This is a genomic window from Streptococcus sp. E29BA (genome assembly GCF_041807805.1).
Lineage (GTDB): Bacteria > Bacillota > Bacilli > Lactobacillales > Streptococcaceae > Streptococcus > Streptococcus entericus.
Genome location: NZ_JBGTZA010000002.1, coordinates 47,504 through 62,040, shown reverse-complemented (window position 1 = coordinate 62,040; position 14,537 = coordinate 47,504). Strand labels below are relative to the sequence as shown.

At 46.5% G+C, this 14,537-nt stretch carries 11 protein-coding genes and 1 pseudogene; 8 read left to right on the top strand and 4 right to left on the bottom strand.

Features of this window, described 5'->3' with window-relative positions:
* Window positions 1-46: 46 nt before the first annotated feature.
* The gene (locus tag ACERC8_RS00755) at window positions 47-787 is read left to right on the top strand and encodes an HAD family hydrolase (protein ID WP_373658011.1); all 741 of its coding nucleotides are present in this window, start codon (window positions 47-49) and stop codon (window positions 785-787) included.
* Window positions 788-796: 9 nt separating this feature from the next.
* Entirely contained in the window at window positions 797-2,593 is a 1,797-nt protein-coding gene (locus ACERC8_RS00750) for a glycoside hydrolase family 3 protein (protein ID WP_373657993.1), read from the top strand.
* A gap of 445 nt (window positions 2,594-3,038) precedes the next feature.
* Here the strand turns inward: ACERC8_RS00750 and ACERC8_RS00745 are convergent, their stop codons facing one another.
* Both ACERC8_RS00745 and ACERC8_RS00740 read right to left on the bottom strand, forming a co-directional pair.
* Window positions 3,039-4,001, bottom strand: a complete 963-nt coding sequence (locus tag ACERC8_RS00745) for a LacI family DNA-binding transcriptional regulator (RefSeq protein ID WP_018368166.1) — start codon at window positions 3,999-4,001, stop codon at window positions 3,039-3,041.
* Window positions 4,001-5,440 (bottom strand): sucrose-6-phosphate hydrolase, encoded by a 1,440-nt coding sequence (locus tag ACERC8_RS00740; RefSeq protein ID WP_373657992.1) that lies wholly within the window; start codon window positions 5,438-5,440, stop codon window positions 4,001-4,003. Before ACERC8_RS00740 ends, ACERC8_RS00745 begins: the two co-directional genes overlap by 1 nt.
* 191 nt (window positions 5,441-5,631) lie before the next feature.
* On the opposite strand from ACERC8_RS00740, the gene ACERC8_RS00735 reads away from it, so the two are divergent.
* The 6 genes and pseudogenes from ACERC8_RS00735 to ACERC8_RS00710 all read left to right on the top strand — a co-directional run.
* Window positions 5,632-7,509 carry a glucose PTS transporter subunit IIA gene (locus ACERC8_RS00735; RefSeq protein ID WP_373657991.1) on the top strand — a complete coding sequence of 626 codons (1,878 nt, stop codon included), beginning with the start codon at window positions 5,632-5,634 and terminating at the stop codon, window positions 7,507-7,509.
* 178 nt (window positions 7,510-7,687) lie between these two features.
* Window positions 7,688-8,578 carry a fructokinase ScrK gene (gene scrK, locus ACERC8_RS00730; protein ID WP_373657990.1) on the top strand — a complete coding sequence of 297 codons (891 nt, stop codon included), beginning with the start codon at window positions 7,688-7,690 and terminating at the stop codon, window positions 8,576-8,578.
* A gap of 194 nt (window positions 8,579-8,772) precedes the next feature.
* Complete coding sequence (manA, locus tag ACERC8_RS00725; protein WP_373657989.1) at window positions 8,773-9,729, top strand: mannose-6-phosphate isomerase, class I; 957 nt, start codon at window positions 8,773-8,775, stop codon at window positions 9,727-9,729.
* A 2-nt stretch (window positions 9,730-9,731) separates the two neighbouring features.
* The gene (locus ACERC8_RS00720) at window positions 9,732-10,325 is read left to right on the top strand and encodes a DUF1361 domain-containing protein (protein WP_373657987.1); all 594 of its coding nucleotides are present in this window, start codon (window positions 9,732-9,734) and stop codon (window positions 10,323-10,325) included.
* A 113-nt stretch (window positions 10,326-10,438) separates the two neighbouring features.
* Window positions 10,439-11,899 carry an NCS2 family permease gene (locus tag ACERC8_RS00715; protein WP_373657986.1) on the top strand — a complete coding sequence of 487 codons (1,461 nt, stop codon included), beginning with the start codon at window positions 10,439-10,441 and terminating at the stop codon, window positions 11,897-11,899.
* 360 nt (window positions 11,900-12,259) lie between these two features.
* A pseudogene (locus ACERC8_RS00710) lies at window positions 12,260-12,331 on the top strand (IS3 family transposase); the annotation flags it as partial.
* A gap of 92 nt (window positions 12,332-12,423) precedes the next feature.
* On the opposite strand, the gene ACERC8_RS00705 reads toward ACERC8_RS00710, so the two are convergent.
* The gene (locus ACERC8_RS00705) at window positions 12,424-14,082 is read right to left on the bottom strand and encodes a DAK2 domain-containing protein (protein WP_373657984.1); all 1,659 of its coding nucleotides are present in this window, start codon (window positions 14,080-14,082) and stop codon (window positions 12,424-12,426) included.
* Window positions 14,083-14,448, bottom strand: a complete 366-nt coding sequence (locus ACERC8_RS00700; RefSeq protein WP_018368174.1) for an Asp23/Gls24 family envelope stress response protein — start codon at window positions 14,446-14,448, stop codon at window positions 14,083-14,085.
* Between the last annotated feature and the right edge of the window lie 89 nt (window positions 14,449-14,537).

The following is a 14,537-nucleotide window of genomic DNA, read 5'->3' as shown; positions in this document are numbered from 1 at the left end:
AACACGAGCAACCTATCTTTTCTGTGTGGATTCAGATGGCTGTGCCATGGATACTATGACTTACAAGCACGAGCTTTTCTTTGGTCCGCTGATCACGAAACATTTTCCGATTGCAGACCCAGATGCTTTTCAAACAGACTGGGAGAAACTCAATCTCTATTCCCGTACCCGTGGGGTCAACCGCTTTACGGGTCTGGTCATGTCCTTGCAAGCGGCTGGAGTGACAGGTATTGATCGCTTGGTGGATTGGGCTAAGACGACTGATTCGCTGTCCAACGCCTCCTTAGAGGCGGCAATTGCTGAGCAGGACAGCCAGGATTTGCAGGCAGCCTTGGATTGGTCTAATGATGTTAACACCCACATCAAAGCCTATGAGGGTGAGGCGTTAGCCTTTCCGAATGCCAGAGAAGGACTAAAAAAACTCAGTCAGTTAGGCGAGGTCTATGTGGTTAGCTCTGCCAATCGCGAAGCGGTCGAAGAAGAATGGAGCGACCAAGGGCTTCTGGAGTTTGTGACGGACCTCTACTGCCAAGACCGCGGCAAAAAAGAAGATGTCCTCGCTCAGCTCCTGACCAGGGTGGAGAAACCAGACCATTTGCTGATGATTGGAGACTCCCCAGGCGATTGTCAGGCGGCCGAGCAAAATGGTGTGGCTTTCTATCCGATTATCGTCGGGGATGAGGCCCAGTCTTGGTCAGACTTGTTAGAGCATGAAGCGGATAACGTTATCGCAGGTTGTTATGATGAAGCAAGCTATAAGAGCCGCTTCTGGGAGAATTTAGATTAAGGAGAATTTATGACACATCTTGTTGATTTAACCAAAACGCCTTACAACTTGGATGAGGCGGCCATTGCTTGGGTGGAAGAGACCATCGCTGGCATGACCTTAGATGAAAAAATCGGTCAACTCTTTGTCAATATGGGAGCCAGCCGTAGCGAGGACTACCTGACAGAAGTCTTGGATACTTATAAGATTGCTGCAGTTCGCTACAATAAGGGAACAGCCGCAGAAGTCTGGGAGCAAAATTACATTTTGCAAACCAAGTCTAAGATTCCGCTCCTCATCGCTGCCAATACAGAAGCTGGTGGTGATGGGGCCGTGACAGACGGGACAAAGGTCGGTGACGAAATCAAAATCGCAGCGACCAACGACCCTCGCTATGCTTATGACATGGGCAAAATTGCTGGGATTGAGGCCTCAGCTGTCGGCTGCAATGCCTCCTTTGCCCCAATCATGGATTTGACCCTAAACTGGCGCAATCCCATCATTGCTAACCGTACCTGGGGGGCTGATGTGGATCAGACCATCGAGCTCTCCAGGGTCTACATGACAGGGATTATGGAACAGGGCATTCTGCCCTTTGCCAAGCATTTCCCAGGGGACGGGATTGATGAGCGTGACCATCACCTCTCCTATGCAGCCAACCCCATGACCAAGTCTGAGTGGATGGAGAGTTTTGGACGGATTTATAAGGAAATGACTGACGCAGGGTTACCAGGGGTGATGGCTGGTCACATTCACCTGCCAAATGTTGAAAAAGAACTGCACCCAGAGCGTGAGCTGGATGACATGTTGCCTGCTTCTCTCAATAAGACGCTGTTGGATGAGCTCCTGCGCGGCGAATTGGGTTATAACGGTGCAATCGTGACCGATGCCTCTCACATGATTGGGATGACAGCATCCATGCCCCGTCGAGAGCTTTTGCCGACGGCTATCGAGGCAGGGTGTGACCTTTTCCTCTTCTTCAATGACCCTGATGAAGACATCGCTTGGATGAAAGAGGGGTATGAGAAGGGGATTCTGACAGACGAACGCCTGCATGATGCCCTGCGTCGGACGCTGGGACTCAAGGCCAAACTGGGCCTTCATACCTTCGAAGGACGCCGTGAAGACATCCTGTTGCCAAAAGAGGAGGCTCTGTCTCGCATTCATACGGCAGAAGCGCAAGCCATTTCAGATGAGGTAGCAGACAAGGCCATTACCCTCGTTAAGGCCAAGCAACAAGGGATCTTCCCTGTGACGCCAGAGCGCTACAAGCGAATTCTAATTGTCAATGTTGAGGGCTACAAGGGTGGCTTTGGAGCTATGATTAACGCTGGGAAAAAGCGAGCATCTGACAAGGTCAAAGAACTCTTAGAGGCCAGAGGGCACGAGGTTGCCATCTGGGAGTCCACCGAAGAGCGAATCATAAAACTGCCTCCTGAGGAGCGCGGAGCAGCCATTGCCAATGTCTATGCTCAGAAACAACCGATTGCCAATCTGACCGACCACTATGACCTCATCATTAACTTGGTCGATGTCAACTCAGGAGGTACAACCCAGCGCATCATCTGGCCAGCAGCCAAGGGGACGCCAGACCAACCTTTTTATGTGCACGAAGTGCCAACCATCGTCATCTCTGTTCAGCATGCCTTTGCCCTAGCAGATATGCCACAGGTCGGTACTTACATCAATACCTACGACAGTATGGACAACACCATGACAGCCCTAGTAGCGAAATTGGCTGGTGAGTCAGAATTCACAGGCATGTCACCTGTTGATGCTTTCTGTGGCTTGCTTGACACCCAGATTTGGCGGAATCCGAAGAGCTGACGAACCATTAACGAAACTAGCGAGGCATATGCCGAGAGTACAAACACCAGCTAGACCGAATCAGATTTCTGAAGTGAATCATAGAACTCTAGACGATACCGTCTAGCCAACATTATTCTCGCCCACAAAATAAAAAAATAAGGCAGATATAAAGCCCTTGCTAGGAGTATCATCTTAGCAAGGGCTTTATCGTTATTGAGTTAGTAGGTGTAGTAGTCGAAGAATAACATCAGCTGTATTCATCGTACTCTCTAATCAGAGATTAGTCAACTGGTGTCCTCTACATCAAGAACATTAAGAGCAAGAAATCCTATGAGAGTAGAAAACCTAAGACTTTTCTACTCTCATAGAGAAAAAAGAGTTTTTTTACTTATACGCATCAAGTAACCGAGATAAGACAAATTGAAGCACCCGAGTGCTAACTTGTCTCTTAAACGTTTTACTTTCAAACACTTCCCCCAGTTAGGAGAGTAATCGGCAAGATATACTCACGATTAGTTTGTTGCTTATCAATTTTTTTCATGAGGACATCAACCAAAAGCTCTGCTATTTCCCGCAGGGGTTGCTTAATGGTCGTCAACTCGGGATGATAGGTCTCGATAAAGTGTGTGCCATCATAGCCGATGATTTTCAGTTGCTCAGGGATCTGTAAGCCCAGCTGGCGAGCAGTGCTCATGGTCAAAAGTGCTGTCAGATCATCAGAAACAAAGACCCCATCCGGCTGGTGTTGTGTCAAGCAAGATTTGATTTCCATGGTTTTACGAATGGGAGAAAAGTCTGTCGGGATATTGACGACAGGAGCTTGAGGCAAAATAGACTGAAAACCTTGACGTCGTAGGCCTGTTGGTGAGTCCGAATTATCATTACCAGCAATCATCATGATGCGTTGACAGCCAGAGCGGTGCAAGGTCATAGCAGCCGTAATCCCGCCAGCAAAGTTATCCGATGAAATCACCGTAATATCAGGAGCTAGGTTACGGTCGAATGAAACGATAGGAGCTTCCACTCGCTGGTAGTCGTCAATTCCCAAATTATGGCTAGATGAGATAATACCGTCGACTTGGTTGGCTGCCAGCATCTCTAGATACTCTCGTTCCTTGTCAGGGTCATTTTGGCTGTTGCAGATGATGACCTTGTAGCCTTTTTTGAAGAGTTCAATCTCAAGGTATTCAATCAGTTCGGCGTAAAAAACGTTGGAAATCTTTGGGAAAATCAGACCGATGAGCTTGGCTGATTTGCCCTGCAAGCTCCGCGCCAGATTGTTAGGCTTGTAGCCCAGTTCTTTCATGGCTTCCTGAACCTTTTGAATCGTCTTCTCAGACAGGTAGCCTTTTTTATTGATGACCCGAGAGACGGTGGTCGGACTGACCCCAGCCAGTTCCGCCACGTCGGTAAGTTTTGCAACCATTATTTCGCTAATTCAAAGTAGCTACCAGTTACCTGCCCAGACAAAAGCGCAATGCCGGTCTGCTCAGCCGTTGGAAAGACCCGACTGGTAAAGACTTTTTCTCCTTTATTGATAAAAATTTCCACGATGGACTTGTCCACAAAGACATTGAGCGTCACTGCACCAGCAGCCACTTGGCAGCTCCTCGTTGTGCCAAAGTCAGTCGCAAAGGGGACCCCCACCTGACTGCGATCCAGTTCTATGATACCATTTTCCGTGTCCACTGTCAGGCGCAAACCATTCCCCTCACGATCAGCAAAGAGCAGGAGCTCGCTCACTTGCCCAGGAGCGCAGCTAAGCTCCAGCTCGTAGCTGTTTTGGGTCAATGGCAGAGCAGAGAAAACCTGTTCGCTTCGTCTCAGGCTAGTGATGGCTGGAACAGGGTACTGGTAGAGCTTGCCGTCTTTGATGGATAGTTCCTTAACCAAACTCATGGCACCCTGATAGCCATAGTCGTCAGTTGGGTAGTCCACATCAGGCAGACCAATCCAGCTGACAATCAGCGCCCGCCCGTCAGGCGTGTTAAACCCTTGAGTGGCATAGCACTCAAAGCCCTCATCAAGGTTGATGATAGTGCTTGGATTGGTCAGACGGGCTGCTTCAGCATCAAAAGTTTGACCGATGACATAGGTGTTAGGGTAGATGTTTTGGTAGTCCAGCTCTGCCTTGTCCAGACCTTGCGGGCTGTAGAGGAGAACAGGCTGTCCATCAACAAAGACCAGATTAGGGCATTCAATCATGTACTCACTCCCTCTTCCACCGAAGTCTAGGTTACCCACTTCAGACCATTTGGTCACGTCACGATCTTCAGCCTTGTAGAGCTTGATAAAGCCTTGTTTATCATGGTTTTGAGCGCCGACGATGGCATAAAATTCATTCTCGTATTCAAAAATCTGTGGATCACGAAAATGCTCAGTCGCATCACTAGCTGGCGCAATCAGCACCTCGGCGATTTTCTCGATTTGTCCCGTCTGATCCATCCAAGCGCCGACCTGCAAGGGTGTCCGCACCCAATTCTCATCGCGGACATTGCCCGTATAGAAGATAAAGAGTTTCCCATCTATCTCATAGGCTGAACCTGAATAAGCACCGTGGCTGTCCAGTGGCGTGTCTGGGTAGATGACTGTGCCGGTCTCCGTGAAGCGAACCAAATCTTCGCTCTCCGTATGCACCCAGGACTTGAGCCCATGAGCAGGACCGTAGGGCCAGCTCTGGTAAAAGAGGGTAAACTTCCCATTAAAGTAAGAAAAACCGTTGGGGTCATTGAGCATTCCTGATGTGGGCTCGATATGGTAACCTGCTCGCCATGGAGAACTGGCTGTCTTGTCTTGAATATCAGTCAGTTCTTTTTCTGTCCAATCCTCGTAGCGCTTATAGCGTATCTCTGTCGGTAAATTCATGTTCAAACCTTTCTAGTCAGTTATCGTCACTATATATAGTAAACGTTTGCGACTGAAAAATCAAGGATTTTTAGTAAAAATAAAAAATTTCTGCAAAACGCTTGACATATTTTAGAAAGGTGATAAAATAAAAGGGTAACGAAAACCAAAAACGTTTTCAGAACGAAAAAATTTTAAGGAGACATCTTGCAATGGATAACAAACAAATTGCAAAAGAAGTGATCGAGGCTCTGGGTGGTCGCGAGAACATCAAGAGCGTTGCCCACTGTGCAACTCGTCTGCGTGTCATGGTCGTTGATGAAGCGAAAATTGACAAAGAAAAAGCAGAAAACATCGACAAGGTTAAAGGCGCTTTCTTTAACTCAGGTCAGTACCAGCTGATTTTCGGTACAGGTACTGTTAACAAAATTTACGATGAAGTCGTTGGCCTTGGCTTGCCAACCGCAACAACTGGTGAGCAAAAAGCGGAAGCTGCTGCGCAAGGCAACTGGTTCCAACGTGCTATCCGTACCTTTGGTGACGTCTTTGTCCCAATCATTCCAGCTATCGTAGCGACTGGTTTGTTCATGGGTCTGCGTGGACTCTTGGCTGCCTTGAACATGCCACTTGAAGGCGATCTCTTGGTTTACTCACAAATCTTAACAGACACGGCCTTCATCATCTTGCCAGCTCTCGTTGTTTGGTCAACTTTCCGTGTATTTGGTGGCAACCAAACCATCGGTCTCGTTCTTGGTTCAATGTTGATTGCTGGTCAACTCCCTAACGCTTGGTCGGTTGCTTCAGGCGGTGATGTGGAAGCCATGAAATTCTTCGGCTTCATCCCAGTTGTTGGTTTGCAAGGTTCTGTTTTGCCAGCCTTCGTGATTGGTGTGGTCGGTGCTAAGTTTGAAAAAGCTGTCCGCAAGGTTGTCCCAGAAGTCCTTGACCTCTTGGTAACGCCATTCATCACCCTTCTTGTGATGTCTATCCTGGGCTTGTTTGTCATCGGTCCAGTCTTCCACGTGGTAGAAGAATACATCTTGGCTGCGACTAAGGCTCTGCTTGCTTTGCCATTTGGTCTTGGCGGTCTGATTATCGGTGGTACGCAACAAATCATCGTGGTCTCAGGTGTACACCACATCTTCAACTTGCTTGAAATCCAACTCTTGGCTGACTCTGGCCTCAACCCATTCAACGCTATCATCACAGCAGCTATGACGGCTCAAGGTGCGGCAACTGTTGCGGTTGGTGTGAAAACAAAAGACGCGAAACTGAAAGCTCTTGCTTTCCCAGCAGCTCTTGCAGCCTTCTTGGGTATTACTGAGCCTGCTATCTTCGGTGTTAACTTGCGTTACCGTAAACCATTCTTCTTGTCACTCGGTGCAGGTGCGCTAGGTGGTATGTTGGCTTCTATCCTTGGTTTGGCTGGTACAGGTTCAGGTGTCACCATCATCCCTGGTACTACCCTCTACCTGGGTAATGGTCAGTTGTTCCAATACCTCCTTATGGTAGCTGTTTCATTTGCACTTGGATTTGCCTTCACTTACTTCTTTGGTTTTGAAGATGAGGCTGCTGTAAAAAAGCCTAGTCCTTCAGTTGCACCAGTACAAGCACCCGCAGCTGAAGTGACCTCTAAAGATGAGGTGCTTGTTAGCCCACTTGCTGGGCAAGCGGTAGCTCTTGCAACCGTTAATGACCCAGTCTTTTCTAGCGGTGCTATGGGGCAAGGAATTGCCATCAAACCTAGTGCTAATACCGTTTACGCTCCAGCTGATGGAACGGTTTCTGTGGCCTTTGAAACTGGGCATGCCTACGGTATCCAGTCTGACAAGGGTGCTGATATCCTGATTCACATCGGTATCGATACCGTGTCAATGGCTGGTGATGGTTTTGAGCCTAAGGTTAAAGCAGGTCAAACCATTAAGGCTGGTGATGTCATCGCTACCTTTGATTCTGCGAAAATTGCAGCGGCAGGTCTTGATGACACAACCATGATTATCATCACAAACACAGATGCCTATGCCCAAGTGACCCCACTTGCAGACGGTACAGTGACTGTTGGTCAAGACTTGATTGCCTTGAGCAACTAATATTCCCAAGGCTAGGCATTGTCCTAGCCTTGCTTGTTAGACTAGAGACTGTTTTAGAACAAGTAAACAGCACCGTCAACGCTCTGATAGTCAGATCAGAGATGGCGCCAATACTTGTCCTAAAGTGAGCGTCTCTGTTCTGACAAGAACATATTCTTCAGAGATAGAAAGGAAGACGATGACAACAAAACTTTACGGTAGTCTGGAAGCTGGTGGCACCAAGTTTATCTGTGCTGTCGGCAACAGCGATTTTGACGTGGTGGCTAAAACCCAGTTCCCAACGACCACTCCTGATGAGACCATTGCCCAAGTGATTGCCTTTTTTGAACAATTTGAGGCATTAGAGGCTATTGCGGTGGGGTCTTTTGGTCCTATTGATATTGATGAAAACTCACCGACCTACGGTTACGTGACAACAACTCCAAAATCACATTGGTCTAATGCCGATATGATTGGTCCTATGAAAAAGGCTCTTAATGTGCCGATTTACTTTACGACGGATGTTAACTCGTCTGCTTATGGCGAAGTTATTTCCCGCGATGGCGTCGAAAACTTGGTCTACTACACGATCGGCACAGGCATTGGCGCTGGGGCTTACATGAATGGACAGTTCATCGGTGGTATTGGGCATACCGAGATGGGACACACCTATATGGCTATCCATCCAGAGGAATGCGAATTTGAAGGGATTTGCCCATTTCACAAAAACTGCCTCGAAGGGTTGGCAGCCGGTCCATCTCTTGAGGCCAGAACCGGTATCCGTGGGGAACACATCCCACTAAATAGTGATGTTTGGGATAAACAAGCCTATTACATTGCCCAAGCTGCCATTCAGGCAACCATGATGTTCCGCCCAGAGGTTATCGTCTTCGGTGGTGGCGTCATGGCTCAAGACCACATGCTCAAACGCGTGCGGGATTACTTTAGCCAGCTCCTCAACGGCTACCTGCCAGTACCTGCGGTTGAGGATTATATCGTGACCCCGATTGTGCCAGAAAACGGCTCTGCAATCATCGGAAACTTCGCCTTGGCGATGAACATTGCTCCCGAAGCCGAGGGCGCCATCTAAGATCCAAAAACAGATTCGATCTATGGTCGGTCTGTTTTTCTTTTGGAAGATTGCAGAGCGACCTAATGAGTAGACAAGTCTAATTTAGAGTAACATCTGGTACCGGGTCGTCGCTCTGCTATTGCCCAAAAGGGTCAGACTTTCCAAATGCCTCAAAATATGCTACAATCAAGAAAATCATTCAAGGAGTTATTATGCCACAACCATTATTTTTTAAGTCCGTCTTGCAGGAAAAAATTTGGGGCGGTCATCGCTTACGCGATGTATTTGGCTATACCTTGCCAAATGATAAGATTGGCGAATATTGGGCAATTTCCGCTCATCCCAATGGTGTATCAGTTGTCTCAAACGGTGCCTTAGCTGGACAAGCGCTGGACACCCTTTATGCCGAGCGCCCCGATCTTTTTGGTTACCCAAAAAGCCCAGTCTTTCCCCTCTTAACTAAAATTTTAGATGCCAATGACTGGTTAAGTGTTCAGGTTCATCCTAACGATGCCTATGGTCTGGCACATGAAGGTGAGCTTGGCAAAACAGAGTGCTGGTATGTGATCGCAGCAGACGAAGGTGCAGAGATTATCTACGGACATGAAGCGACCAGCCGTGAGGAATTAGCTGAACGTATCGAGGCAGGCGATTGGGATAAGCTGCTGACACATGTCCCTGTCAAAGCTGGAGATTTTTTTGATGTGCCAGCAGGAACCATTCATGCGATTGGGAAAGGGATTATGATTCTGGAGACCCAGCAGTCAAGCGATACCACCTATCGGGTCTACGATTTCGACCGACGTGATGATGCAGGTCATTTACGCGAACTTCACTTGTCCAAGTCGATTGACGTGGCAACGATTGGAAAGCCCCTCAACACGACACCAGCTCGCTTGGAGCTTGAGCACCTCACGACAACGGTTTTTGTCAGCAACAGCTTTTTTACCGTTTACAAGTGGGACATTACAGGTGAAGTCAAGATGACTCAAACAGCGCCTTACCTCCTTATCAGTGTTTTAGACGGTGATGGTCAGTTAAAAATTGAGGACACGATTTATCAACTGACAAAAGGAGACCATTTCATTTTGCCAAATGATGTGACGGCTTGGGCATTTGACGGAGATATGACACTGATCGCCAGCCATGTCAATGAGAAAGAGGACTAAAAATGCTTCGAAAATTAGTTGTGATTCATCTCTGTTTTCTGGCTTTGGCAGCAAGTATGCTCTACATTAACTTTACAGGTCCCAACCTGACGTGGAACATGGGCTTGTCACTCATCGCTCTGAACTGTTCGGCAGTTGCTACCAGTACAAGCAAGTGGTATGTTCGCCTGCCCTTTCTGCTCGCTTGGTTCTTCTTCTTTCCAAATACCTTTTATATGCTGACGGATATTGTTCACATGCACTTTACCTCAACCGTGCTTTGGGAGCGCTCTAGCATGATTCTCTTTATGCTCTATGTGCCTAGTATCTTGCTGGGAGTCTTCTCAGGGGTACTAAGTGTACGCTATGCCTTTGAGAGCTTAAAAATTCGGCAACCTTATCTGAGGTGGGGTTTGATTGTCATTTTGTCTAGTGTGTCCAGCTTTGCCATTCATATCGGACGTTACGCTAGGCTCAATTCTTGGGATATTTTGACCCGTCCTAAACTGGTCATCGATGAAATGCTAGCAGTTGTCAGCCGTGAAGCTCTGCCATTTATCATCGGATTTACCTTTATCCAAATTATGGTGCTAATTTTCATGGAAGACGACAGGTAAAAAGCGAACGATACACAAAAAATAACAAAAAAACCTTGAAAAAGGTTTTTTCTTGCGTTATAATAAAAACTCCCTTTTAGGAAAATATGCGATTTTAAGGAGTTCTGTTGAACATGGATAAGTTTTTCAAGCTCAAAGAGCATGGAACGAATACAACAACTGAAATCATGGCAGGGATTACAACATTTTTTGCTATGTCTTATATTTTGTTCGTCAACCCTAGTGTCTTGAGTGCCGCTGGTATGCCATCTCAAGCGGTCTTTTTGGCGACAATTATTGCCTCTGCGGTATCTACCTTGATTATGGGACTCTTTGCCAATGTGCCTTACGCTTTGGCTCCAGGGATGGGTCTAAACGCCTTTTTCACCTATACGGTCGTCTTTGGGCTTAGCTTTACCTGGCAAGAAGCCTTGGCAATGGTCTTTATCTGTGGCTTGTTTAATGTTTTTATCACAGTAACCAAGGTTCGTAAGAGTATCATTAAATCAATTCCGCTAGGTCTTCAACATGCCATCGGCGGTGGTATCGGTGTCTTTATCGCCTATCTTGGATTCAAAAACGCTAATCTGATTACTTTCTTGACCTCAGGGAGCGATATTATCACGGTTAATGGCGTTGCACCTGCTGAAGCAACTGCCGCAACCTTTGAAAATGGTGTCTATTCAGTTCTAGCTGGTGGAGGGGTTGTGCCTTCTATTACGACTTTCACTGAACCCAGTGTTTTATTGGCAGTCTTCGGTTTGATGCTGACAGCTATCCTTGTCGTCAAAAATGTCCGCGGAGCGATTTTAATCGGTATCGTGGCAACTACCCTCTTGGGTATTCCTTTTGGTGTCGTTGATTTGTCAGCCATCAATCTAGCGGAAAATAGCCTTGCGGATGCTTTTGCTGAACTTGGCACAACAACCTTTGCAGCCTTTGACGGTATGGGCTCACTCTTCAGTGACCCAGCTAAGCTCCCAACGGTTCTCATGACGATTTTTGCCTTTAGTCTGTCAGATACCTTTGACACCTTGGGAACCTTTATCGGAACTGGTCGCAAGACAGGTATCTTCTCTGAAGAGGATGAACGTGCCCTTGAAACCAGTTCGGGGTTCAACTCTAAGATGGATAAAGCCCTCTTTGCAGATGCCATCGGAACCTCTATCGGTGCGATTTTCGGCACATCAAACACAACAACTTATGTCGAGTCTGCTGCAGGTATTGCGGCTGGTGGTCGAACAGGCTTGACAGCGATGATGACAGCTGCTTTGTTTGTTCTATCAACTTTACTGGCTCCTGTTGCAGGTCTTGTCCCAGCTGCAGCAACCGCACCTGCCTTGATCATCGTTGGGGTCATGATGGTGTCGTCCTTCCTTGATGTCGAATGGAATAACTTTGAGGAAGCTCTTCCAGCCTTCTTTGCAGCTGTTTTCATGGCCATGAGTTTCAGCATTTCTTATGGGATTGCAGCAGCCTTTATCCTTCACTGCCTAGTCAAGATTGTCACCGGCAAAGCCAAAGATGTTCACCCAATCCTGTGGGGTGCAACTGCCCTCTTTATCCTGAACTTTATCATCTTGACCAAGTTGTAAGTGACTCTTCCACACAGTTAATTAGAGATACGAAAAAGCCCAAATCGGGCTTTTTTCATCTCTTAAGCCTAACATCTGAGAAATAAAACGCCAGATTTCTTTTACACTCAGTTTATAGAAGACTCTCTTTACTCACGCCTATCATTTGTCAGTATTTTCTCATTCAGAACCGACTGTGCCAATCCTAGTCCCACTCCAGAAATTAAGTCTTTAATTAAGAGTTCACATTAACCAACATCACTTATCCTTTATCGAGACACTACTATAAAATCTTCGAGAAACTGGTGAACTGACGTCTTAAACTAATCTGTAAATCCGTTTTCCATCTCCGTTTGTGTACAACTGAATAAGCCATTACAAAACAATAAACGCATTAAGACAAAACTAAAAGGACTTAGTCCTGTGCAATACAGAACCAAATCCTTTCAATAATATTTCTTGTCCAACTTTTGGAGTGCAGTTCACGTTCGTCCCAACCTCGCTTTGTAGTTCTATAATCTTCCAAACAAGATTGGAGCTTTGAGCTATTCAACACTGAACAAGTACGGATAAACAGGTTGGTCTCCCTGATGGATCTCAACTTCTATATCCTCATACTTTTCTTCCAGATAAGTTGCCAAATCTTCTGCCACCTCTTGGTCGCCTTCTTCACCGATGTAGATCATTGCAATTTCGCTATCCTCATCAATCATCTGATCAAAGGTCGCACGCAGTGCTTCTTCCATGTCTGGTGTGGATACCAGAATCTTACCATCAACCATACCCAGAATATCATTTTCATGAATATCCAAGCCATCAATTGTTGTATCGCGTACTGCCAAAGTGACGCTACCGCTAGTCACAGTTGATAAGCTATCCGTCATTGCAGCCTGATTTGTTTCCAAGCTAGCTTCTGGGTTAAAGGCCAACAGACTGGTGAAGCCTTGTGAAACAGTTCGAGTTTCAACAACAACTGCTGGGATGTCAACAACATCTGCCGCTGATTGGGCGGCCATAAAAATATTTTTGTTGTTTGGTAGGATAATCACCTGTTTTGCGTTGACTGCTTCTATAGCTTTGACAATATCCTCTGTCGATGGGTTCATGGTTTGACCACCTGAGATAATATAGTCTACACCTTGTGAAGTGAAAATATCTGCCAAACCCTGACCTGCAACTACTGCGATAATACCATAGTCTTTCTTCGGTGCAGCTGGAGCGGTTGACTTTTGTAATTCAGCAGAATGCTGCTCACGCATGTTGTCAACTTTAACTTTAACCAACATACCGTATTTGAGACCTTCTTGCATAACGAGACCTGGGTCTTCTGTGTGCACATGAACTTTGACAATTTCATCATCATTGATAACAAGAAGCGAATCGCCCAGTGTGCTCAAGTAGCCCTGAAACTCCTCGTAGTTAAACTCTTTAACGTAAGTCGGTCCTTGTCCCAGAGCGACCATAATCTCTGTACAGTAACCAAAGTTGATGTCCTCAGTTGCAACGTGACCAGCTACAGATTTATGATGCTCGGCATTAATCATGCTTCCCATATTAGCTGGGGTCGGTTTGAAGTCCTCTGAGGCGACATAGTCACCTGTAAGAGCAGCTAGGAAACCTTCATAGATGTAAACGAGACCTTGACCGCCTGAGTCAACGACGCCAACTTCTTTGAGCACTGGCAAGAGGTCTGGTGTTTTAGCCAGAGCACGCTTAGCACCTTCAACGGTTGCACGCATCACTTCGACAGCATCATCTGTTTGCTCTGCTTTCTTTAGAGCCGCTGTAGCAGCACCTCTTGAAACCGTTAAAATCGTTCCCTCAACAGGCTTCATCACAGCCTTATAAGCAACCTCAACACCATTCTGAAAGGCGTGTGCCAAATCCTTACCATCAAGCTCGGTCTTATCTTTGATTGATTGTGCAAAGCCACGGAAAAGCTGGGAGGTAATCACCCCAGAGTTTCCACGTGCACCCATGAGGAGGCCTTTGGATAAAATTTGTCCAACTTGTCCAACCGTTGAGGCTGGTTTGTCTGCAACTTCTTTAGCACCATTATCCATGGTCATTCCCATGTTTGTCCCTGTGTCACCATCTGGAACTGGAAAGACGTTTAAGGAGTTGACATACTCCACCTGGTTACCCAAGCGAGTACTAGCTGCTTGCACCATATCTTGCAATACACTTGTTGTAATCTTAGTCACTTAGTTATCTCCTGCTACCTTAATGTTTTGAACATAGATGTTAACAGCGTTGACCTTAATGCCCAGCTGATTTTCCAACGCAAATTGCACCCGTTCCTGAATGTTTTTTGCTACCTCGCTGATTTTAACGCCATAGCTAAGAACGGTATAGACATCTACACTTATGCCTTCTTCAATGGATTTTACCACAACACCTTTGGCGTAATTTTCACGGCGCAAAAGTGCTTGTACATTATCCTTCAGAGCAGCACGACTAGCCATGCCAACCACCCCAAAAATCTCTGTGGTTGCTCCGCCAACAACCGTCGCAATCACATCATCTGACAGTTCAATTTGACCGTCTTTGGTATTGATTTTTACAGTCATCACCATTACCTTTTTCTATCATATTTTGCTATAAGCAAGTCGCATACTCATCTAAACGAAGTGACTCAACATTTTTTAGAAGAAATCAC